Origin of the sequence: Nereida ignava (genome assembly GCF_001049735.1) — a bacterium.
Taxonomy (GTDB): domain Bacteria; phylum Pseudomonadota; class Alphaproteobacteria; order Rhodobacterales; family Rhodobacteraceae; genus Nereida; species Nereida ignava.
Genome location: NZ_CVPC01000030.1, coordinates 1 through 20,875, shown reverse-complemented (window position 1 = coordinate 20,875; position 20,875 = coordinate 1). Strand labels below are relative to the sequence as shown.

Genomic DNA, 20,875 nt, shown 5'->3' with positions numbered 1-20,875 from the left:
CTTCAGCCCTTCTTCGCGCCATAAACGCTCAACTTTCTTGTGATTGACGTGCCAACCTTCGATCCGCAGCAACTCAGCGATCTTTCGATATCCGTACCGACCATACTGCTTGGCAAGGCGGATCATGGCCAAGCGCAATGCGTCATCACCTTGAACCTTCGTTTTGTAATGCAAGCCAGAACGCGAGACGCCGAGAACCGCACATGTGCGCCGTTCTGACGTATCAAGTCTTTGGCGGGTATGGATTACGGCCTGACGCAACCCATCAACCGTCAGGCCTTCGGCTTTAAATAATCGAGGCTCTCTTTCAAGATCAGCTTGTCCAGTTGGAGGTCCGCAACGATTTTCTTCAGCCGCTCGTTTTCCTTCTTCAGTGCTTTCATTTCTGAGAGCTGCGGTCGCCCTAGACCACCGAACTTCTTGCGCCAATAGTAATAGGTCTTGCCCGAAATACCCGCCTTGCGACACGCGCCCACAACATCCAACCCATCATGCAAATGAACATCAATCTCGCGCAATAACTTCAGTGCATCCTCATGTGAATACCGTTTCCGTGCCATTCTCTGTCACTCCCTTAGTCAACAAATAGTGGCACAGTTTTAGGGGGCCAAGACAGATGACGATGATGATTTCGTCGCCGCGCCGGAACTTGACGGCGCGTTTCGTGCTCTCCTTGCGATCGACCGCGAAGCCCGCCCGCTCCAGCACAGCGGCACACGGCACACCGCTTCTGAGTTCCTCGACATCGCTCTTTTCCATTCCACTCCCGGCGCCCTTCGGGTTCCGGCCTTTCCTGTTCGGTTTCCTTCCCGCGAATCCCGCGGGACCAGACCCCACCGCCGCGAAGAGCGAAGGGGGCAAGGGCGCGGCTGGCAACTGAGGAATCCGCAGGGGTCAATGGGATTGCCCGGCCGCGGCGCAGCCTCCCTTGCCGCCGCCCGCTCGCAAGCGGCACCATCACGGCGCATCGGCGCGTCAATCGGCAGCCGGCTGGATCGCAGTCGGCGCAGCCCGGCATCTCTGACGGGGTGAACCGCCATGTTGATTGCGGCACAGGCTGTTTTGGACAAGACTTGTCCCGGCAAATCAGGGCGTTTCGCCCGGCGATCTTGCTGTCAGCAAAAAACACGATCGCGGTTATGTTGAACCGAACCCGGGCAGCGGGATCATCGAGGGAAGTGGTGCGACGACGATAGTGAACCGGCTGCGTGCCTGCTGGGGGTTCAGTCCGAATGTCGACCGAAATGTCGCCCTGGTGGACGGCTTTCTGAATGGCAAAACCATTGCCGAGCTGGCGCAGGAACATCGCCTTTCGAAAACAAGGACGCGCCAGATCATCGAAAAGGCCGACCGGCTCCTGGGCGGGGGTATCGTGACCAAGGCCGAACCGTCCGCGGCCCCGCCACGGTCCGATTTCATGGCGGCCTACCCATACGTTTGGAGCCTCGCCGAAACGCACCGGCTCGGGAGCGTGGCGCCCCACCGTTTTTCAAGGAGCTGCAACGCGCGGGGATCACTGGAGCGGCTCGTTGACCGCATCAAGCGACGTCCGAAGCGCGCGCCGATGATGTGCGAGCTCGCACGCCTCGTGTGCCTGAGGGAGAAGGGCGAAAGCCCTTGGCCTGCGATGAAGCGATCGAAGATCACGATCGCGGAACCAGGCTGTGCGGCTGATCATCCGGATCGCCGACTTCATTGCCAACGCGCGCTGGAACCGGCTGTCCAGGAATTGCTGGAGAGCGCCGCAGCGGCCGGCTGGACCAATGACGAGATAGCGTGCGCACTCCGCGAAATCGCGCGCGCACCTCAAGGGTAAAGATTACACTGAGAGGCTACCGTGCATCCGGGCCGCGCTACGGCCATGCCTCTCCTGGTCGGACGATGAGCGCTACTCCAGAAACAGCTCGGCCACGCCTCGGCCGAGATCCCGAAGGCCAAAGGCGAGAGCCTAAGGGAGACAACCGTCATTGACGTGTTCAGGGCGATGGCTAGATTGCCTCCGCGCGGGTGAGGATTGCCCGCCTTGCCAGGATAAGGAATAGACGCGTGGCTACAGGTACGGTGAAGTGGTTTAATGCAACAAAAGGCTTTGGGTTCATCCAACCGGACGCCGGCGGAGCGGACGTTTTCGTTCATATATCCGCCGTTGAACGTGCCGGGTTGAAGGGCCTCGCCGATGGCCAGAAGGTCAGCTACGAGATCGAGCAGGATCGGCGCACTGGCAAATCGTCTGCTGGCAATCTCCGAGCGATCTGAAGGTGCTAGGCCGCACACGTCTTGCAGGCGGCCTTAGGAATATCAACCGCCGCGCCGATCGGCGGTGATTCTCCAGACCGGCCCCCCCAGCTGCGATCCCGTTCTCGCAACCAAGCCAGTTCCCGAATCGCGATCACACAGCGCCGCTGAGATGAGCGAAAGCCACTGGCCTCGTCCCCGCATTCGGTTTTCGAATTTTTCGAGCAAAGACGTCGCCAGGTTGGGCCCTTCGAAATAGAAGCCGATTTCATCCAGCGGGTTGTCCGCAAGACCTGACTGCGAACCTCAGTTTCAAACTGCTGACGACGACATCGTGGCCGTCAATGGAAAGGTCCGGTCGATTGTTGTTGCTGGGAACTTTCGTCCAGACGGGGTCGCTTGAGACGAACCCGATCAGATCCGCCACATGGTCGAGCGCTTCCACAAAGAGGACGCCCTCGAGGTGCTCGACCAGGCGGAATACGTCTCCCTCGCGTCTGATAGCGGTTCACAGCAAGGGCGCGGCGCGCAACACATCATTTTTGTGCCGGGTTGTGCATTGTGACAGGCCGCGGCGCAGCTACCCTTGCCGGGCGCGGCATGCAAGCGGCACCATCAGGTTCGAGGACGCTCCTCCTCGGCGACGAGCGCTTGCAGCACGTCGATATCCATTTCCGCGAAGGGCGCGATCCTGGCCACCTCGGCGGCCACCTTTGCCCAGTGATAGAACGCGGCTCTATCCCCGCGAACACGCGCGCGAGCTGCCCGCCTTTGTGCCTCGTAATAGGCGTTGACCTCGTCGGCGCCCACGAGAGCACGGGCGTCCGACTGCCAGCGGCGGCGGATCGCCCGCCTTCGTTCCATCCATCTGCCGATCGACTTCAGCATCGCCTCTTGCTCCCAAACCCTCCCTGCCTGCGTCAGGGATGGACGTCCGCCAGGACGAAGACCCGATCCCGGGGCTTCGGCTCTGCCGACAGCCCGGCTCCGCCAGGAGGACGCCCCAATCCTCGCCAGAACGTCGAGGTGACGCTATCATCGCCTCATGTGCAATGCCTACGAACAACACGTGAAGTGGGTGGAATACACCCGCATGATGCAGGAGCTCGAGCTGGGCATACCGACCCAGCAGACCGAGCTCGACTTGCCGCAATCGGACATCGTGCGGATCAACGACATGGCGCCGGTAATGCGGGTCGCCGACAATGGCGTTGAACTGGTACAGATGATTTCAGCTCTCCGCCTGGCCGGCCGAAGGGCGGACCGGTGTTCAAAGTAGGAGCCGTAGAGGATGGTGTCCTCGAATCCAAGGAAGGCCGAAATCTGCGCCTCCAGTTGCTTGTGCTCCTCCTGCGTGCCGCAGATGAAGCGGACGGAGACCTGCCGTAGCCGTAGCGATCCAGCGCCTGCTTCGCGCTTCACGAATTTCCTCATTGTCGGCGAGGCCGAGATAGTTGTTGGCGCAGAAGTTGAGCACCCGCGCGCCGCCGGCGATCTCGATCTCGGCCGACTGCATCGAGGTGATGACGCGTTTGGACTTATAAAGGCCGGCGGATTTAGCTCTGCAAGCTCATGCGACAAATAGGAAGTAAAGGCGCTTCTCATCAATCTGTCTTGGAAACGGCTGTCCATAAAAACAAGATCAGTGGCTCCTGCTCGCCCTTGCGGGAGCAACCTATGCAATCACTGTTGTTAAACTACGGATAGGCAATAGCGGTCGACCACGCTGGATCCGTATGCTTCTGCCAGTAAAGGTCCGTCAACCGGCGCGTAAGGCTGCCTACCTTGCCATCTCCAATGTTACGTCCATCGACTTGAGTAACCGGCATTATGCCTCCGGCCGTAGAAGTAATGAACACTTCGTCGGCCTGCATAAGTTCGTCGCGAGACAAATCTGCGGCAGAGACGCTGAGTCCAGTTTCCTTGCAAAGATCGAAAACAGTTTGCCGTGTAATGCCCGAGAGGACTCCGAAGGCTGGCGTCTTGAGTTTGCCATCCTTGACCGTAAAGACATTGAATCCCGGGCCTTCGGCAATATTGCCGTGGATGTCCATGATTAGCGCAGTTTCCGCATCCGAATCGTAGGCATCAAAAAGACCTTTCACAAGATCGAGCCAGTGATAGTTCTTGATATTCGGATCCACGGACTTGGGCGGGATTCGAACGGTTTCACTGACTGCGACGCGGAGTCCACGCTCAAGTTGCTCCTTATTTGCAACGGAACCGCCGTGTCTCGGATTTAGGGGCAACGCGACACCGACGCTCGCCGCTATTTGCCGCGCGCGCTAGAACCCGTGAAGTTGTTCAGCAGCAGCTCGACCACGCCGTTCTACGCGAAAGATAGACCTACCCGAGGTCAGCGAATAAGGATTGCGCGGAAATCATTGACGTTCGTGCCGGTTGGTCCGGTCACATGGAAGTCGCCGATGGTGGAGAATGCGGTATAGCTGTCGTTGCGATCCAACATTTCGCGCGGATCAATTCCAGCGGCGCGCAGACGTCGCACTGTCGTTCCGTCGGCGAAAGCGCCGGCATTGTCCTCGGAGCCGTCGATGCCGTCCGTATCGGCCGCCAGAACCTCGATGGCGTGGCCGTCGATGGCAAGCGCCATGGCGAGCGCGAATTCACCGTTTCGGCCGCCCCGCCCGCCCCTTCCCCGCAATGTCACCGTCGTCTCGCCGCCGGAAAGCAGCACGGCCGGTCGCGAAAACGGGCGGCCGCGCGCCAGCACCTCGCGGGCGATCGCGGCATGGACGAGCGCCACGTCGCGCGCCTCGCCTTCCATCGCATCCGATAGGATCACCGGCATGACGCCGCGGCCCCGTGCCTCGTCCGCAGCAGCCTCCAGCGAAACACGCGCCGAGGCGACGATGTGATGCTCGTGTCGGGCGAAGACCGGATCGTCGGGCATCGGTGCGTCGGCCGCCGGCCCGTTCAGATGCGTCATGACGGCGGCCGGCAGATCGAGGCGGTACTGCGCGACGATCGCCAGCGCATCCGCACGCGTCGAGGCGTCGGGGATCGTCGGGCCGGATGCGATGGCGGCAGGATTGTCGCCCGGAATGTCGGAGACCAGCAGGCTGACGACGCGGGCGCGGGTCGCGGCAGCGAGCCGCCCGCCCTTGATGCGCGAGACGTGCTTGCGCACCATGTTCATCGCCGAGATCGGCGCGCCGGAGGCGAGCAGCGCCTCGTTGACGGCGATCTCGTCGGCGAGAGTGAGCCCTTCGGGCGGCGCCGGCAGCAACGCCGATCCGCCGCCGCAGACCAGCGCGATGAGGAGATCGTTTTCCGTCAGGCCGGAAACCAGATCGAGGAGCCGCGCGCCGGCTGCAAGCCCGGCCTCGTCGGGAACCGGGTGCGCCGCCTCCAGCACCTCGATGCCACGCGTCTCGCAGCCATAGCCGTAGCGCGTCACGACGATGCCGGTAAGTGGGCCGGGCCAGAGCGTTTCCAGCGCCGCCGCCATCTGTGCCGCGCCCTTGCCCGCCCCGATAACGACCGTGCGGCCGCTCGGCGGCGGCTCCGGCAGGTGGGCGCGGATGCCGGTCAGGGGATCGGCCGCCTGGACGGCTAGGTCGAAGAGGGCGGCGAGGAAAGGCTTGTCCATCGCTCAGTCCCGCGGTTTGCCGGTGAAGGGGCCATGAAGGCCGAGTGCGCCTATCAGGGCGGCCTGCCGATTGACGTCCAGCATCACGCCGTCGCCCATCGCCGCGCAGAGTGCCTGCCGCTCTTCTGCATCTGCCGCGGCGGCAAGGCGCGTCCAGAAATCATGGAGTCGACCGGCCATATCGGCGAATTGCTTCACGACGTCCGCATCCTCGGCAACGCCCGCCAACGTGCCGGCGGAAACGCCGCCGATGCCGTGGATCGCGCGGCCGGGCACGGCGGTATAGCCATCGGGGAGATCACCCTTGAGATTGCCCACGCGACGGAAGCGGATCGCCTCGAGGATCTGGTCTACGGCCTGTTTCGCGCCCGCCACCCGCGACGGATGGTCGGTGTCGGCTACCGCATGCGGCAGAACCAGCAGGCGGCCGGCATGGCGTTCCACCAGCGGCAGATAGGGGGCGAGTGGGCCGGAGACCGCGCCGGTCGCGGCGTCTCTGAAGATGTCGGCGTCGATCGCGGCGAAACGGATGCGGCCGTCGCCCATCGCGGTGTCGAGGGCTGCGGCGTCGACCAGTTCGCCGCGATCGAAATTGACGAGCGTCGCGCCGGGGCTGACCGCATCGAAGATCGCATCGCCGACAAGGCCGGCATTGGCGAAGCGCCCGGTCGTGGCATCGGCCGCGCCGAGGCCGAGATGGACGGAAACGATGTCGGCGCCGGCGGACGCCTCGACGGGCGTTGCCGCGTAACGGAAGCCTTCGGCTTCGATCCAGCGGCGATGCCGCTCGCGGGCATAGATCACAGGCCGCATGCGGAAGGCATCAGCAAGGCGCGCGACCTCGCGGCCGATATTGCCGTAGCCGAGCACGGCGATGCGTCTGCCTTCCAGCTTCCCGGTCGGGAAATCCTTGAGGTCGCGGCCCGTATCGAAACGGCCGGACACGGAGCATTCGTGCAGCAGGTCGAACGGCAGATCCGGCAGGAAGCGCAGGATCGCCTTCATCACCATCTGCGCGGTGGCGCGGCTGTTGATGCCGGGCGTGTTCATCAGCGGCGCCGCGCCGCCGGCACCCGATCCGCCGCCCCAGGAGCGGGAGTGCATGTTGCCCGTGCCCGCCCCGATCCGAACGCCGCCCTCGGGGAAAACGGTGTCTGCCGGCACGACGGTCGCCGCAGCGATCACCGCGTCGTACAGGCCATCACCCGCTTCGGCGACGAGGTCTTCGGCGGTGTTCAGGTCCGGCCGGTAAACGAAGTGGATACCGCCACCGCCGATGTCAGCAGCGACGATGCCGTCGCCATCGTGGAACGTGCAGCAGGCCTGCTCGACGTGTCGGCGCACCTCGGAGCAGTCCGGCCGGCCGTCAGGCCCCGGCCGCAGGCCCACCAGGTCGCAGATGAGGATCCGGTAGGTCCGGCGGGCGTCAGTGTCATACATGGTTTCGTCTTCCTCTCGGCCGGTCGCTGCGGTGCGTCAGGCTCAGTTCACCAGATCCGGATCGGTCCGGATGATCCAGTCGTAAATGGGCTGGAAGTGTAGCCACCCCATGAAGGGCGTCGCAAGGTGCTTGGCGGAATGGGCGGCCTTGTGGATCATCAGGTTATCGCCTGGCCGGGTCTTGACCGTCAGCGCGGTGCCGGCCAGCGGCGCACCGTATCTGTGCATCGGGCGTACCAAGGGGCCGGCCGAGACCATGCGCGAGAGATTGTCGCTGATAATCGCCGCCGGAATCTTCGAGAAGGCTGCGACGAGATCCGGCGCGGCGCGGGTGTGATCGTTGCGGACGCGAAATCCAAGAGGCATCTTTCGGTCTCCTTTATGGACTAGAAGGTGCAATCAGTGCAGCAGGTTGGGCAGCCAGAGCGACAATTGCGGAATGTAGGTGACTAGTAGGATGTTGAAGATTAGGACTAGGTAGAACGGCAGCATGTCGCGCAGTATCTGCTCGATCCGCACACCCGCCACCTGACAGGCGATGAAGAGATTGACGCCGACCGGAGGCGTCGTCATGCCGACCGCCAAATTAACGATCATGATGATGCCGAACTGCACGGGATCAACGCCGAACTGCGACGCCACAGGCGTCAGGATCGGGGCGAGGATGATGATTGCCGCACCGGTCTCCAAGAACATGCCGACCAGCAGCAGAAGCAGGTTGATGAGGATAAGGAAGACGATCTTGTTGTCGGAAGCGGCGATGAAAGCGCTCGCCACCATGTCCGGCACGCGATTTGCGGCAAGCACCCAGCCAAAGGCGCTGGCGGCGCTGATGATTAGCAAAATGACGATTGAACTCGTTATCGAAGTTTTGAGCGCCGAATAGACCGCCGACGGCGTCAGGGTGCGGAACACTGCAACGCCGAGGAACAGCGCATAGGCGACCGCCACCACGGCGGCCTCGGTGGGCGTGAAGACCCCGCCGTAGATCCCCCCCAGAACGATGAAGGGCATCAGCAACGGGAGGATGGCGGCCCGGAAGGCGGGCCACTTGCGCGGTATCCGGTCGGCATCGTCGCCCGCGGTGCCGAGACCATATCCGCGCCTGCGCGAGATCGCGTACACCGTCACCAGAAGTGAGCAGGCGATCAGGATCCCAGGTAGAACCCCAGCCATGAACAGATCGCCTATCGAAACGGGCACGCCGGCGGTCAGCGCATAGATGATGAGCGGAATGGATGGCGGCACGATGACGCCCAATTCGCCCGACGCGGCCTGCGTCGCCGTTGCGAAACGGCGCGAGTAACCGCGCGACGCCATGGCAGGAATGAGGATTGAGCCGATCGCGGCCGTGGTCGCTGCGCTGGAGCCTGAAATGGCGGCGAAGAACATCGCCGAAAGCACCGTGACCATGCCCAACCCCCCCGGCAATCGGCCGACAAGCGACTGCGCAAAGTCGATAAGGCGGCGCGAAATGCCCGATGCCTCCATCAACGCACCGGACAGGATGAAGAAAGGGATTGCGGCGAGGGGAAAGCTGTCGAGTCCGGCAAACATGCGCTGCGCAACGGCCTGAAGCGGAATGTCAGCGCTGTGCATGTAGATCATCGACACGGCGCCGAGAGCGATCACAATCGGTACGGCGGCGAAGAACAATACCAAAAGGACGGCTATAATTAGTGCAGGGCTCATTAATCAATCACCGGAGTTGCGCGATCTAGGGCGGTGGCCGCGGTATTGACGAGGGCGAACGCCGATCCAACGGGGATCGCTAAATAGACATAGGACATGGGCCATTCGGTTGCGCCGGCGCGGGTGCCGGAGACGAGCGACAACATGATGACACTATAATATAGAAGGATGCCCCAGAAGGCGGCCGAGATGACGAGGACCGCCCAGTGCAGCCCCCTCGCAACCGGCGCGGGCGCCGTGTGGAGCACGATCTCGACGGCGACCAGCATGCCTTGGCGCACAACGAGCCCGGCGCCGAGAAACGGAAGCCAGATAAGGGCAAAGCGCAGTACTTCCTCGGACCAGGTAAGTGGGCTGCCGATCAGGTATCGGAAAATCACCTGCGCGAAACCGAGTACGCTCATCACCGCCAGAAGGGCGCAAAGCAACACGGTTATCGCCGAATTCATCGTATCGACCGACCCGAGAAACGCTCGGATCGGCCATGACCGGGCCGTTCTCGGCCCGGGATCCGGCTTATTCCGCGGCATTGCGGATTTCGCCATAGACGTCTCCCAGCGACGGGAAGTGGGTGTCGACGAAGCCGTCGAGCGTGCTGCGGAAGGCCTCTTTGTCAACCTCGACCAGTTCCATTCCCTCGTCCTGAAGCTTTTGCAGGAAATTTGCCTCGCCGGACCTCACGGATTCGGCGACGAAAGACTTGGCGACGCCGTTGGCGGCTTCCAGAATCGCGGCTTGCTCCTCTTCGCCGAGCTGCGAGAGCCGGCTCGACGAAGCGACTACGGCGATTGGCTCCATCACGTGCTGGGTATCGCCGAGAAAATCGACGACCTCCGAAAACTTCGACGCGTAGATCAGCGACAGTGGGTTTTCCTGTCCATCAATCACCCCCTGTTGAAGTGCAGTAAAGACCTCGCCGAAGTTCATCGGCGTCGGTGACGCACCGAGCTGGCGCCAAGATTCGACGAACACCGAGCTGTCGGGAACACGGATCTTGAGGCCCAACAGATCTTCGGGCGTCTCGACTCTTGTCTTGGTGGTCAACCAGCGCGGACCGCGCATCCAGTAGGCCAGAATCTGATAACCGCTCTCTTCGTCGATGGCCTCGGTGATGCTTTGGCCGACCTCGCCGTCGTAGATTGCAGCGAAATGATCGAGATTGTCGAACATGAAGGGGACGGTAAAGATCTTAGCCGTGTCGGAGGCCGCCGAAAGGACGCCCCCTCCACCTAGCCAGATGTCGGCAGTGCCGATCTTGAGCCCTTCGAGGATCTCCCGGTCCGAGCCAAGCGTGCCGCCTCCGAAGATCTCAACCGTCACCTCGCCGCCCGTGGCCTCGCTTACGGCTTCCGCGAATTGCTCAGCCGCCTGAGCGTGGATTTCCGAATCTGGCCAGACATGGCCGAGTCGAAGGACTGTTTCTGCAGATGCACTGGTGGCAAAGAGAGCCACGGCAGCCAGCAGGGCTGGCGTTTTCAGTTTCATGTTCATGTTGGTTTCCTCCTGATTGAACACTAGCTTTGGAAATAGACGGCCTTGACGGTCGTGAAGAACTCCTGGTTGGAATGGCCGATGGAATAGGCGCCGAAGCCGGACGCCTTGACGCCGCCGAAGGGCATGTGCGCCTCGCTGGCAGTTCCGTGATTGACGTGGACCATGCCGGACTGGCTCTCGCGGGCGAACCGCAGCGAGAGGTTGACGTCGTTGGTATAGACGGAGGCCGCCAGCCCGTATTCGACGCTGTTGGCCACCTCGATCGCCTCATCGATCGAGCCGACTGGAACGACGGCGAGCACCGGGCCAAAGACCTCCTCCAGCGCGAGCCGCGAGGTCTTCGCGACGCCGGTGAACAGCGTCGGCGCGACGAAATGACCCCTGGCGAAGTCGCCGTCTTCCATGGATGTGCCGCCGAGCGCGAGCGTCGCGCCATCCTCCCGCGCATGGGCGATATGCCCCATGACGGAGGCCTTGTGCTGGGCGGTGATTAGCGGACCCATCGTGGCGCCGGCTTGCCAGGCAGGGCCGACGCTGATCGCCGCCATTTCTGCTTCCAGCGCCTCGGTGAGCTCGCGAGCGTTCTTCTCCAGCACGACGATGCGGCTCAGCGCCGTGCAGCGCTGGCCCGAACAGGCGAAGGCGGCGCCGGCGATCTGCCTGGCGATGGTCGCAGCATTGTCGTAGTCGAGGACGACGGCGGGGTTTTTCCCGCCGAGCTCCAGCTGGGTGCGCACCAGTCGGCGGCCGGCCTCTGAGTTGATCGCGACGCCCGTGCCGGTCGAGCCGGTGAAGGATACGCCGCGCACCAGCGGGTGGCGGATCAGCGCCTCGCCGACCGCACGGCCGGAACCCAGCACGAGGCTGACGACGCCTGCCGGTACGCCGGCGTCACGGAACACGTCCATCAGCTTGACGGCGGACCACGGGGTGAGGTTCGACGATTTCAGGACGACGCTGCAGCCGAAGGCAAGCGCCGGGCCGATCTTGCGCACCGGGGTGACGACCGGGAAGTTCCACGGCCCGATGGCGGCGACGACCCCGATCGGCTCTCGCAGCGTCATGGCGAAGCCGTTGCGCTTTTCGCTGGGCAGCACGTCACCGTCGATACGGCTCGCCTCGCCGGCGGAAAAGCGTAGTTCCTTGGCAGCGCGACCGACTTCTCCGCGCGCCTCCGCCAGCACCTTGCCCTGCTCGGCGGCGAGGATGAAGGCAAGTTCGTCGATCCGCTGCTCCAGAAGGTCGGCGGCGCGGAACAGGATCGCACCGCGATCGGGGCCCGGCACCTGCCGCCATGAGAGCCATGCTTTGTGGGCCGCGACGACCGCCTCGTCCACTTCCGCCGCACCGCTGTCGGCGAAACGACCGAGGGACTGGTCGCGATCTGCGGGGTTGAAGATCCGGGACGTCTTGTCGCCGGCAGGCTTCCATTCGCCGCCGATGAAGTTTCCGTAGGTTCCGCCAACGGCTCCGGCGAGCCAGTTCAACATGTCGGACATCGTTATTCTCCTTCCCGGCCGCTCAGACCAGCTCGGCCCTAAGCAGGGCCTTCATGTCGTCGTTGGTCGGCTGGCGCGGATTGACCGGCACGTTGCCGGACAGCATCGCCTCATCGACGATTTCGTCGAAGCGGCCTTCCGTAACGCCGAAATTGCTGAGCTTTGCGGTGATGCCAACATCGAGCTTCAGCTTCTCGATGGCCGAGACGGAGAGCGCGGCAGCCTCCTCAACCGAAAGACCGGCGGTTTTCTCGCCGAAGATCTCTGCTATGCGGGCGAACTTGCGGGGGTTGGCGAGATGGTTGAAGCGCATCACCTCCGGCAGCATGATCGCGTTGACCAGGCCGTGGGGAATGCCGAACTTCGCGCCAAGAGGCATGGCGAAGGCGTGTACCAAGCCAAGGCGCGTGCTGTTGAAGGCCATGGCCGCGATGGTGCTGGCGAGCAGCATGTCGCCACGCGCCTCGACGTCGGAGCCGTCGGCGACCGCCTTGCTTAGGCTCCTTGCGATTAGCGTCATCGCCTGGTCGGACATCGCCTCCGAGATCGGCTGCGTCGCGGTATTGACGTAGGACTCCAGCGCGTGGGTCAGCGCGTCCATGCCGGTGGCGGCGGTGATCTGCGGCGGCAGCGAAAGCGTCAGTTCCGGATCGAGAAGCGCGATCGCCGGGCAGTTCAGCGCACTGCCGACGCTGATCTTTGCCTTCGCGACCTTGTCGGACAGCACGGACCAGATGGTGAGTTCGCTGCCCGTTCCGGCCGTGGTGGGTACGGCGATCACCGGCGCGCCGGCCCTCGGCACCTTGCCGATGCCGACATAATCCTTGATGTTGCCGTCGTTGACCAGCATCAGGCCGATGGCCTTTGCGGTGTCCAGCGCGCTACCGCCGCCGATGCCGACCACGAGGTCGCAACCGTTCGCCTTGCCGTGGACGGTGCCCTCGTCAACGGAGCGGGTGGCAGGATCGCTTTCGACGTCGGCGTAGACCGCGTTGAAGATCGAGGCGCCGGTGAGGATCGCCTGGACGCGATCGATAAGGCCGACGCGCTGCACGCCGGGGTCGCCGACGACCAGCACGCGCGAGCCGCCGAGGGCCTTGACGAACTCCGGCAGCCGGGCGATCGCGCCATTGCCGAATTCGATCTGCGTCGGGATGTGGTAGGAGAATGCACGCATGGTTCGTTCTTTCAGGACAATTGAAGTTCGTTGAGCGAAAGGCCGTAGGCCGCGCCGAGGGCGTTGAGTTCGTCCTCGACCTTGGCCGGCAGCGTGATGCCGTCGCGGAGGCGGCTGGCCTCTAGCCGGCCTTCGATCTCGCCCGCGTAGAAGATTTCTTCGACGCCGCCCGCCCGGGGCTCCAGCTTCAGAAGGCGGATGTAATCATCGAGGCGGGCCATGAAGGTTTCGAGCGGCATCCAGCGCGCAATGTCGAGCACGATGAACATGTGACCGACGTTCTGGGGCTCTTCCCAGTTGTCGTACATGTTGTTCACCGAGGGGCCGAAGCCCGCGCCGGTCAGCACGCCGCACAGGATGTCGATCGCCATGGCGAGGCCCGAACCCTTCGCGCCCCCGAGCGGCAACACAGCGCCGTCGAGAGCGGCATGGGCGTCGGTCGTCGGATTGCCGTCCTTATCGACAGCCCAGCCGAGCGGGATCGCCTCGCCCTTGCTGGCCGCGACGATGATCTTGCCGCGGGCGACGAGGCTCGTCGCCATGTCGAGGATGAAGGGGACGTCGGTGCCGGTCGGAAAACCGAAGGCGATCGGGTTCGTTCCCATGAAGGGCCGCACACCCCCTGTCGGCGGCATCGTCTGGGACGCGTTGGACATGACGATCATCGCCAGCCCCTGCGAGACCGCCTGCTGCAGGTAGTGCGCGCCGGTGCCGAAGTGGTTGGAATGACGGACGCCGAGAATGTAGGCGCCGTGGGTCTTGGCGCGGGCCATGGCGATGTCGAGACCGCGGGCGCCGACATAGGCGCCGAAATTGTTGCGACCGTCGAGCAGGCCGACCGGCCCGTCGTCGCGCTCCAATTGAGGTTCGGCCTTCGGATCGATCATGCCCTCGGCCATGCGCTTCAGGTAGACGCCGAGGCGCACCACGCCGTGGGAACTGACGCCACGCAAATCGGCCGCGACAAGGCTTTCGGAGACCGCACGGGCCACGGCGTCCGGCGCACCGCCCGCCGTCAGTAGCTTGGTGGAAAAATCGACGAGTTTCGAGACGCTGTGGGCCATGGCGCTCACAGTCCCTTGGCGCGCAGCGTCTGGTCGACCCAGGTGCGGTCGACGGTGCCATCGGCGATGCTGGCGAGGATGCCGGTCTCGCGGGCCTGCTGGGCGACCGCGGGCGCCAGGATCTCCTCCGCGTGGCTCTGCGGAACGGCGAGCACGCCATCCTCGTCGCCGAGCACGATATCGCCGGAGGAGACCACCATGCCGCCGACCGTGACCGGCACGCCGACCTCCCCGGGGCCGTCCTTGTAGGGGCCGCGATGGGTGACGCCACGGGCATAGACCGGCAGGCCGCTCTTTGCGATCGCGCCGGAATCGCGCACCGCGCCGTCGATGACGAAGCCGGCGACACCGCGGGTGATTGCGTAGTTGAGCATGATCTCGCCGATGATGGCGTTGGTGAGATCGCCGCTGGCGTCGACCACGATCACGTCGCCCGGCCTGGCGATGTCGAGCGCCTTGTGGACCATGAGATTGTCGCCTGGGCGGGTGCGCACGGTCAGCGCCGAGCCGCATAGCACGGCATCACCGTGGAAGGGCCGCAGGCCCGTGCCGCCGGCGAAGATGCGGTGCATGTTGTCGCTGACAATGGCGGTGGGGATCGTCCGAAATTTTTCGACGAGTTCCTTGGACGGACGACCGAAGCCCTCCATTACGCGAAATCCTAGCAATGTAACCTCCCGAAACGCAGTCGCGTTTTTTGTTCGTGTTGGGGGATCGTAGGCTGCCCTTCTATTGACGTCCAATACATTATGAGCCATCTATTGATGCCCTGGAGGTATTGCCGATGCTCGAAATCCGTCAGTTGCGCTATGTGCAGGCCGTGGCCGAGGAACTGCATTTCGGCCGGGCGGCGGCACGCCTGCACATCGCCCAGCCGGCGCTGTCGCGGCAGATCCAGAAGATCGAGCAGCAGACGGGTGCCGCACTCTTCGTGCGCACCCAGCGGAAGGTGGAACTGACGGCCGCCGGCGCGCTGATGCTGGAGCGCAGCCGCTCCATCCTCCGCGAACTCGAGCAGTTGGAGCAGGATGTGCGCCGCGCCGGCAAGGGCGAACTCGGACGGCTTACCATCGGCTTCATCCATTCCTCGACCTACGGGCTCCTGCCGCGAACGCTGCAGCGTTTCCGCGATCTCTACCCGGACGTGGAGCTGGAACTCAGGGAGATGAGCATCGCCGACCAGGCCACGGCGCTCGCCCGCGATCATATCGACGTCGGACTGACGCGGCCGGCCCGCTATGCGCCGGGCATCGAGACGCTGTCGATCATGGAGGAGGGTTTCGTAGTCGCGGTGCCGGCCTATCACCTGCTGGCCTCGTCGGCGTCCACGCCGCTGGCGCGGCTTTCGAACGAGCCGTTCATTCTCTTTCCCCGCGCCAGCAGCCCGCTGTTCAACGCCTCGATCCTTAGGATGTGCGAGGCGGCCGGCTTCACCCCGCAGGCGATCCAGACGGCGACGCAAGTGCACACCGTCGTGGGCCTCGTCAGCGCCGGCATGGGGGTCGCGATCGTACCGGTGACCGCCAAGAACATGCAGGTCTCCGGCGTCGCCTTCCTGCGCATCCAGGAGGACCCGCCGCCGGTCAGCGTCGTGTTGGCCTGGCGGACGAGCCGCGAAATGCCGTCGCTCCGCGCCTTTCGCGCCATCGCGCTGACGGTCGGCGAGGAGTTCATGGCCGAGCAGGCGATAACTCGACTGCGGAGGTGATATCAGATTGTAGTCGCGACCATGGGTAGCTTTCCGGCAACCACCAACGTCATCGCCATCTGTCGCACAATTACTAGTCATCTGAATCTAAAGTTCGCCGCATAACGTGCGCTCTGCGGTCTGGCAGAAGCGCTTCACGGATGCGAGGATCTCGTCGGCCGACTTGGTCCACCGGTATGGCTTTGGGTTCTCGTTGTGGCGTTCGATGAAAGCGCGGATGTCGCGCTCCAGTTCGCTGGTGGAGGTATGAACGCCGCGCCGCAACTGCTTGCGGGTGAGTTCCGCAAACCAACGCTCGACCTGGTTGATCCAAGATGCAGAGGTTGGCGTGAAGTGGACGTGGTAGTGCGGCCGGCGGGCGAGCCATGCTCGAACCAACGCGGTCTTGTGGGTCGCGTAATTGTCCATGATGATGTGTACGTCGAGGTCGGGCGGCACCTGAGCGTCAATCTGCTTGAGGAAGTCGAGAAACTCGGTGGCGCGATGCCGCTTGTAGCATTTGCCGATGACAAATCCCGAGGCGATATCGAGCGCTGCGAAGAGCGAAGTGGTGCCATGACGGATGTAGCTGTGGGTGCGGCGTTCGGGCATGCCGGGCATCATAGGCAGGACCGGCTGCTCACGATCGAGCGCCTGAATTTGGCTTTTCTCGTCCACGCTGAGTACTAAAGCTCGGTTGGGCGGTGACAAATAAAGGCCGACGATGTCGCGGAGGGACCGTTCAAAATGTTGGGGTCATGCCGCTTTAAGGAGTGGCGGTTTTGGGTTCAGCAGGCTTGCCACATAGGGTGATCCTTCGGTTTCAGGCGGGACGTATCGGGTTCGATCCGGGAGATCACCGTTCAGCATTGCAGCGCGCACTTTCAGCAGATAATGTGCGCCGGTTCGTGACCATCGCATCTGCTGTTTCTTGACGAACCGTTTGGCTACGAGCGCGTTCACGCTTGCTTCTGCCGGTGATGTTGCAATGCGTCGTCCTGCGCGATGGCGTTCAGCGTAGTTGATGACTGATTGACTGTTTCGGCTAATATAGGTGCTAAGTTTCTCCAGGAGCTTGTCTGCGCGTTGGGCCCAGAAACAGTGACCTGTCTCTGAGGAAAGCGCCTTTCTGACGAGAGCTATCAGATCCAGAGCACGCTTTGGTTGGCCGTTCCAAAGTCTCCATTTGATACGGTCGATGTCTTGCTCGAACAGACCATAGCCCTCGGGTACAGTCAGTGCTATCTGGGCCAGCGGCTGAAGTTTCATTGAAATATGAAACCAGTCGAGAATGTGAGTGGCCGGCTGCGGCAACATGCCAGTCAGGCGCTTGAGGCATTCTTCGCCGTCCGAGATCACAGTAATCTCCCCTCGACCAATATATCCCTGGTCGTTCAAAGCCAGTGAGGCGGTCGCATCCAACTCAGCCAACTGTGTCCCCTCGAACGCAAAGAGCGGTCCAGGGCTGTCGCCTCGACCGCCACGTCCGCAATGACCGACAACCGCCTCAAATGTGCGCCCGCCCCAATTCTTCACCAAGGGGATATGCGCGGTGTCGACGGTGAAGATGAATTCGCGCGCGGGATCGTCCTCCATCTGCAACTCCAGTTGGGTGCGGTCTTCTTTAGCCAAGAATTCGTTCCAGCGCCGACTGCGTTCAGCGTCTTCGATGCGCTTTCCAACCGAAAGCGTGCGATGGCGAAGGGTGGTAAACTTGCGCGACATTTGATCGGGGAGGAATGTCGACAGTATGTCCGATGCCTCGCGGTAGGGCAGCTTGGCACCAAGCCTCGCCGACAGCTCCATCAGTTCGGGCGTGGCGCGATCAGGACAAAGATCCGCGGCTGGAGAGAACGTGAAACAGGCCCATGGGGTGCATCTTTGGCAGATCATCAGGCGAGGAGAGGTCAACGGAACTGCGCCAAAAACCGTCAGTATCTTCCGTGTCCGGTAGTCTTTGATTGGCAGCTGACCACCACAGCACTGACAGATGCGCCGGTAGCGTACCCAGAGATCAAGCTCGCGCTGCACGACAGCCTTCTGGATTTCACGCATGATCTCTTTGCCGTCCTCGATCGAACAGCCGATGCGACCGTCAGTCAAGCCATCAAGATCCTTCTCAAACAGGAACTCCTGCCGATACTCCTCACCGGTCAGATCGACCGCTTCTACCGTGATGCGCCAATGCATGATTCCCTCCGCCTTGAGTAAAAAATGGAAGCTTTCCACGGCCGGTCAGAGATTGCACCCCAGACAATTGAACGGTCTCCTGGTTGGACGAACTTGACGGCAGCATCGCAGTGATTGGCCTGGAGGCCGGGCCACTGTCGCAATGGCTGCACCGAAGGCTGACCGAAGCTGGCCTGGATGTGGTGCTCATGGAAACGCGCCAGGTGAAAGGAGCGCTGAAGGCGATGCCGATCAAGACGGATCGGCGCGATGCAGAAGGGATTGCACGCCTTCTTCATCTCGGCTGGTTCCGCCCGGTCCATTGTAAATCTGTCTCTGCTCAGGAAACCCGGGCGGTTCTCGGCGCTCGAAAGGCTATCCAGCAGAACATGATCGCTCTGGAAATGTCGTTGCGCGGACTGCTGCGGAACTTTGGCCTCAAGGTCGGTGCGATCTCCCGCGGTAGGTTCGAGACGCGCATTCGAGAATTGGCAGATGGCAATCCGATGCTGGAAACCGCGACTGAACCGATGTTGCGGGCCCGAGCATCCCTACGACAGGAACTGGCCGGTCTCGAAAAGTGCGTGCGCCAGTTGGCCTGGGATGATCCGGTTTGCCAACGCCTTATGTCGATGCCTGGAATCGGTGCCGTCGTAGCACTGACATTCCGTGCTGCGGTCGATGATCCGGCCCGCTTTCAGTCTTCAAAGAGAATTGGCCCCTGGGTTGGCCTGACGCCCTCTCGTAGCCAGTCTGGTGAGCGGGACGTGTCCGGCGGCATCACCAAAGCGGGTGACGTCAACCTGAGGCGAGCATTGTGCCAAGCAGCAACCGTCATGATGAACCGCGGCCGATCGACATGGCTGAGAACATGGGGAGCCCAGCTCGCGCAGCGGCGCGGTCGTAAAATCGCGATGGTCGCCCTCGCACGTCGCATCGCTGTCATACTTCACCGGATTTGGGTCGATAACACGACCTTCCAGCCAGATGCCGCGCCGAAACTTGCCTGACCGGATGACCCGTCACCCGTTGCCTGATTGATCGCAGGCTTCCGAGGTCCCGCAGGGACGTGGTTCCGATGATGCCGTGGTCTGGACTGTCGCTGACACAAGTCAAGCACGCCTATGAGATGGGCACATCGGAATTACATCGAACCAGCATCATGTTGGCAGCCGCCGCGCTGACCACGAACCGAAGCATGTACCCGAAGGACCTCAGCCAATAGCCGCGACAGAAGCCAGGGCGGGCACCAAAAATTATCAAAGGAACCGCTATGGCGGGTCAATCGTTTTGCGCAAAACGGCTTGACTGGGACGCACCCGTTACCGAAGTCCAGACCCTAAGGTTATGGCAAGGGGTTACAAATCTGAGCCCAGATTCAGCGGATTAACCTCCGGATCTGAGCAGCGCTTTCGGCCGATACATGTCATGGATCAGGACAAACATCCGGCCCTACAGCATCGAAGAACCGAAGAGGCGCGAAGTAAGCCTGCATCGACGGCTCGATGTAAACCGAAGGTCAGGAGGACGTCGCACCGCAGTCCGGGTCGCGGAGAATCAAACGCCGCAGAAGCCGCTTTACCTCAACTCGTGCCTCTTCGTTCAGATGTGGCCCCGGCGTGCGTAGAGCTTCGTGTGCGATGGCGCCCCGCTGCTTTAGGATGTATTTGCGTACCGCGAGTCCGACCCCAGCCTGTTGTTCGTATCGCAGGAGAGGCAGGTGCGCGTCGAAGATGTCGGAGGCGGCTTCGACGTCATGCCTCGATAGGTCAACCACCCTGCGCAGCATCTCTGGAAAGGCGTAGCCCGTCATGGCTCCGTCCGCGCCGCGCAGCATTTCGAAGTCGAGGAACATGCCGCCATTTCCGCACAAAATAGAGATTGACCGCATCTTTCCTTGCTGCTGCCAGCGACGGAGAGTGGTAAGCTTGTCGAGCCCCGGCCAGTCCTCGTGCTTGAGCATGACGCAGGAAGGGTTTTCCTCGATGATCTGCCGGATGACGCGCGGCGCCATGACGACGCCCGTCGCAGTTGGGTGGTCCTGCAGGACAAAGGGGATGTCCTCGCCGATCGCCCGGGCCGCGTTGCGGACCCAGCCGGTGATCTGCTCGTCCGTCCGCATGGCTGCAGGCGGTGTCATCATGACGCCGGCGGCTCCGAACTCCATTGACTTCAGCGCGAGGCTGCGCATTGCCGCAAAGCCCGGTGCCGATATGCCGACGATGACGGGTTTACCTGCGACCGCCGATACGATCTCATGCACGACTGTCTAGCCCCCAATTTCAGTGCCACTAATTTTGGATTTCTCTAATAAGGTTTCTGGCATGGGAGGTCGCATTCCGAGTGCATGATGGGGCCTGATGTGATTGTATTCTTTGAGCCAAATATTGATTGCGACCTGAGCCTGTTTGATGCTGTGGAACCATTCAGCGTTTAAGACTTCTTGGCGAAGAATACCGTTGAACCGTTCATTGTAACCGTTTTCCCAAGGACTGCCTGGGTAGATTTGGATTGGTTTGACGCCAACCTTTCTGAGCCATTTTTGAAGGTGTTCAGCTACGAACTCCCCGCCATTGTCAGATCGAATGCATTCAGGCTTTCCGTATTTCATCAGCAAACGATGTATGACACGCAAAACATCATCTGAGTTCATCTTGTCTTGCACCTCAACGCAAAGAGCTTGGCGGGTAAACTCATCTAAGACGGTCAGCATCTTGTAGCTGCGCCCGTTACTCAGCTTGTCGTGAACAAAATCAATTGCCCAAACATGATTGGGATGCATTGGGCGCAAACGGATGACCGAACTGT

Annotated in this window: 23 protein-coding genes and 2 pseudogenes; 5 read left to right on the top strand and 20 right to left on the bottom strand. The window is 62.2% G+C overall.

Translation table 11 applies throughout. The features are described 5' to 3' along the window. The 3 genes from NIG5292_RS13650 to NIG5292_RS13640 form a co-directional block, all read right to left on the bottom strand. On the bottom strand, positions 1-261 hold a 261-nt coding region (locus NIG5292_RS13650), incomplete at its 3' end, for an IS3 family transposase (protein WP_048600091.1). Positions 262-272: 11 nt separating this feature from the next. Continuing rightward, positions 273-560, bottom strand: coding sequence for a transposase (locus NIG5292_RS13645; protein WP_048600090.1), 288 nt, complete (start codon positions 558-560; stop codon positions 273-275). Continuing rightward, on the bottom strand, positions 535-759 hold the full coding sequence (locus NIG5292_RS13640) for a hypothetical protein (protein WP_048600089.1): 225 nt from the start codon (positions 757-759) through the stop codon (positions 535-537). Before NIG5292_RS13640 ends, NIG5292_RS13645 begins: the two co-directional genes overlap by 26 nt. A gap of 286 nt (positions 760-1,045) precedes the next feature. Here NIG5292_RS13640 and NIG5292_RS13635 point away from each other — a divergent pair, with 286 nt between their 5' ends. Further along, on the top strand, positions 1,046-1,816 hold the full coding sequence (locus NIG5292_RS13635; RefSeq protein ID WP_048600088.1) for a hypothetical protein: 771 nt from the start codon (positions 1,046-1,048) through the stop codon (positions 1,814-1,816). Between the two features lie 230 nt (positions 1,817-2,046). After that, on the top strand, positions 2,047-2,256 hold the full coding sequence (locus tag NIG5292_RS13630; protein WP_048600087.1) for a cold-shock protein: 210 nt from the start codon (positions 2,047-2,049) through the stop codon (positions 2,254-2,256). A gap of 594 nt (positions 2,257-2,850) precedes the next feature. On the opposite strand, the gene NIG5292_RS13625 is transcribed toward NIG5292_RS13630, so the two are convergent. The 13 genes from NIG5292_RS13625 to NIG5292_RS13565 all read right to left on the bottom strand — a co-directional run bounded on the left by NIG5292_RS13625 (position 2,851) and on the right by NIG5292_RS13565 (position 14,879). Beyond that, positions 2,851-3,123 carry a hypothetical protein gene (locus tag NIG5292_RS13625; RefSeq protein ID WP_048600086.1) on the bottom strand — a complete coding sequence of 91 codons (273 nt, stop codon included), beginning with the start codon at positions 3,121-3,123 and terminating at the stop codon, positions 2,851-2,853. A gap of 168 nt (positions 3,124-3,291) precedes the next feature. Continuing rightward, on the bottom strand, positions 3,292-3,657 hold the full coding sequence (locus NIG5292_RS15070; RefSeq protein ID WP_199555608.1) for a hypothetical protein: 366 nt from the start codon (positions 3,655-3,657) through the stop codon (positions 3,292-3,294). A gap of 275 nt (positions 3,658-3,932) precedes the next feature. Continuing rightward, positions 3,933-4,484 (bottom strand): aminotransferase class IV, encoded by a 552-nt coding sequence (locus NIG5292_RS13615; protein ID WP_267884471.1) that lies wholly within the window; start codon positions 4,482-4,484, stop codon positions 3,933-3,935. Positions 4,485-4,591: 107 nt separating this feature from the next. Then, positions 4,592-5,845: a glycerate kinase type-2 family protein gene (locus NIG5292_RS13610; protein ID WP_048600085.1), complete on the bottom strand. Its 1,254-nt coding sequence runs from the start codon at positions 5,843-5,845 to the stop codon at positions 4,592-4,594. Positions 5,846-5,848: 3 nt separating this feature from the next. Next, on the bottom strand, positions 5,849-7,285 hold the full coding sequence (locus NIG5292_RS13605) for an NAD(P)-dependent oxidoreductase (protein WP_048600084.1): 1,437 nt from the start codon (positions 7,283-7,285) through the stop codon (positions 5,849-5,851). Positions 7,286-7,327: 42 nt separating this feature from the next. Then, positions 7,328-7,651: an RraA family protein gene (locus tag NIG5292_RS13600; RefSeq protein WP_048600083.1), complete on the bottom strand. Its 324-nt coding sequence runs from the start codon at positions 7,649-7,651 to the stop codon at positions 7,328-7,330. A gap of 33 nt (positions 7,652-7,684) precedes the next feature. Continuing rightward, complete coding sequence (locus tag NIG5292_RS13595) at positions 7,685-8,977, bottom strand: TRAP transporter large permease (RefSeq protein WP_048600082.1); 1,293 nt, start codon at positions 8,975-8,977, stop codon at positions 7,685-7,687. After that, positions 8,977-9,522 carry a TRAP transporter small permease gene (locus NIG5292_RS13590; protein WP_082136714.1) on the bottom strand — a complete coding sequence of 182 codons (546 nt, stop codon included), beginning with the start codon at positions 9,520-9,522 and terminating at the stop codon, positions 8,977-8,979. Before NIG5292_RS13590 ends, NIG5292_RS13595 begins: the two co-directional genes overlap by 1 nt. Then, the gene (locus NIG5292_RS13585; RefSeq protein ID WP_048600080.1) at positions 9,494-10,468 is read right to left on the bottom strand and encodes a TRAP transporter substrate-binding protein; all 975 of its coding nucleotides are present in this window, start codon (positions 10,466-10,468) and stop codon (positions 9,494-9,496) included. The genes NIG5292_RS13590 and NIG5292_RS13585 overlap by 29 nt, the downstream gene beginning before the upstream one ends. Positions 10,469-10,491: 23 nt before the next feature. Then, positions 10,492-11,970, bottom strand: coding sequence for an aldehyde dehydrogenase family protein (locus NIG5292_RS13580; RefSeq protein ID WP_048600079.1), 1,479 nt, complete (start codon positions 11,968-11,970; stop codon positions 10,492-10,494). A 22-nt stretch (positions 11,971-11,992) separates the two neighbouring features. Next, complete coding sequence (locus NIG5292_RS13575; protein WP_048600078.1) at positions 11,993-13,147, bottom strand: iron-containing alcohol dehydrogenase; 1,155 nt, start codon at positions 13,145-13,147, stop codon at positions 11,993-11,995. An 11-nt stretch (positions 13,148-13,158) separates the two neighbouring features. Continuing rightward, positions 13,159-14,211 carry an Ldh family oxidoreductase gene (locus NIG5292_RS13570; RefSeq protein WP_048600077.1) on the bottom strand — a complete coding sequence of 351 codons (1,053 nt, stop codon included), beginning with the start codon at positions 14,209-14,211 and terminating at the stop codon, positions 13,159-13,161. A gap of 5 nt (positions 14,212-14,216) precedes the next feature. Further along, positions 14,217-14,879, bottom strand: coding sequence for an RraA family protein (locus NIG5292_RS13565; protein ID WP_074842181.1), 663 nt, complete (start codon positions 14,877-14,879; stop codon positions 14,217-14,219). 116 nt (positions 14,880-14,995) lie between these two features. On the opposite strand from NIG5292_RS13565, the gene NIG5292_RS13560 reads away from it, so the two are divergent. Next, on the top strand, positions 14,996-15,919 hold the full coding sequence (locus NIG5292_RS13560; protein ID WP_074842178.1) for a LysR substrate-binding domain-containing protein: 924 nt from the start codon (positions 14,996-14,998) through the stop codon (positions 15,917-15,919). Positions 15,920-16,006: 87 nt separating this feature from the next. Here NIG5292_RS13560 and NIG5292_RS13555 read toward each other — a convergent pair. Further along, positions 16,007-16,645, bottom strand: a pseudogene (locus NIG5292_RS13555) (IS630 family transposase); the annotation flags it as partial. A gap of 9 nt (positions 16,646-16,654) precedes the next feature. After that, entirely contained in the window at positions 16,655-18,088 is a 1,434-nt protein-coding gene (locus NIG5292_RS13550) for an ISKra4 family transposase (protein WP_048600075.1), read from the bottom strand. A gap of 80 nt (positions 18,089-18,168) precedes the next feature. Here NIG5292_RS13550 and NIG5292_RS13545 point away from each other — a divergent pair. Together NIG5292_RS13545 and NIG5292_RS14975 are read left to right on the top strand one after the other, a co-directional pair. Then, positions 18,169-19,077 (top strand): annotated as a pseudogene (locus tag NIG5292_RS13545) (IS110 family RNA-guided transposase); the annotation flags it as partial. A 68-nt stretch (positions 19,078-19,145) separates the two neighbouring features. Continuing rightward, a complete protein-coding gene (locus NIG5292_RS14975) occupies positions 19,146-19,292 on the top strand; it encodes a hypothetical protein (RefSeq protein WP_158441668.1) in 147 nt (48 codons plus the stop codon). Between the two features lie 294 nt (positions 19,293-19,586). On the opposite strand, the gene NIG5292_RS13540 is transcribed toward NIG5292_RS14975, so the two are convergent. Further along, complete coding sequence (locus tag NIG5292_RS13540; RefSeq protein ID WP_053084938.1) at positions 19,587-20,330, bottom strand: dihydrodipicolinate synthase family protein; 744 nt, start codon at positions 20,328-20,330, stop codon at positions 19,587-19,589. Between the two features lie 6 nt (positions 20,331-20,336). Next, on the bottom strand, positions 20,337-20,875 hold a 539-nt coding region (locus NIG5292_RS13535), incomplete at its 5' end, for an integrase core domain-containing protein (RefSeq protein ID WP_048600074.1).

Bases quoted from the DNA above. Each gene is read 5' to 3' on its own strand.
- NIG5292_RS13560 (WP_074842178.1), top strand. From the start codon at position 14,996: ATGCTCGAAATCCGTCAGTTGCGCTATGTGCAGGCCGTGGCCGAGGAA.
- NIG5292_RS14975 (WP_158441668.1), top strand. From the start codon at position 19,146: ATGATGCCGTGGTCTGGACTGTCGCTGACACAAGTCAAGCACGCCTAT.
- NIG5292_RS13575 (WP_048600078.1), bottom strand. From the start codon at position 13,147: ATGCGTGCATTCTCCTACCACATCCCGACGCAGATCGAATTCGGCAAT.
- NIG5292_RS13590 (WP_082136714.1), bottom strand. From the start codon at position 9,522: ATGGCGAAATCCGCAATGCCGCGGAATAAGCCGGATCCCGGGCCGAGA.
- NIG5292_RS13595 (WP_048600082.1), bottom strand. From the start codon at position 8,977: ATGAGCCCTGCACTAATTATAGCCGTCCTTTTGGTATTGTTCTTCGCC.
- NIG5292_RS13605 (WP_048600084.1), bottom strand. From the start codon at position 7,285: ATGTATGACACTGACGCCCGCCGGACCTACCGGATCCTCATCTGCGAC.
- NIG5292_RS13625 (WP_048600086.1), bottom strand. From the start codon at position 3,123: ATGCTGAAGTCGATCGGCAGATGGATGGAACGAAGGCGGGCGATCCGC.
- NIG5292_RS13640 (WP_048600089.1), bottom strand. From the start codon at position 759: ATGGAAAAGAGCGATGTCGAGGAACTCAGAAGCGGTGTGCCGTGTGCC.
- NIG5292_RS13585 (WP_048600080.1), bottom strand. From the start codon at position 10,468: ATGAACATGAAACTGAAAACGCCAGCCCTGCTGGCTGCCGTGGCTCTC.
- NIG5292_RS13645 (WP_048600090.1), bottom strand. From the start codon at position 560: ATGGCACGGAAACGGTATTCACATGAGGATGCACTGAAGTTATTGCGC.
- NIG5292_RS13610 (WP_048600085.1), bottom strand. From the start codon at position 5,845: ATGGACAAGCCTTTCCTCGCCGCCCTCTTCGACCTAGCCGTCCAGGCG.
- NIG5292_RS13550 (WP_048600075.1), bottom strand. From the start codon at position 18,088: ATGCATTGGCGCATCACGGTAGAAGCGGTCGATCTGACCGGTGAGGAG.
- NIG5292_RS13570 (WP_048600077.1), bottom strand. From the start codon at position 14,211: ATGGCCCACAGCGTCTCGAAACTCGTCGATTTTTCCACCAAGCTACTG.
- NIG5292_RS13580 (WP_048600079.1), bottom strand. From the start codon at position 11,970: ATGTCCGACATGTTGAACTGGCTCGCCGGAGCCGTTGGCGGAACCTAC.
- NIG5292_RS13600 (WP_048600083.1), bottom strand. From the start codon at position 7,651: ATGCCTCTTGGATTTCGCGTCCGCAACGATCACACCCGCGCCGCGCCG.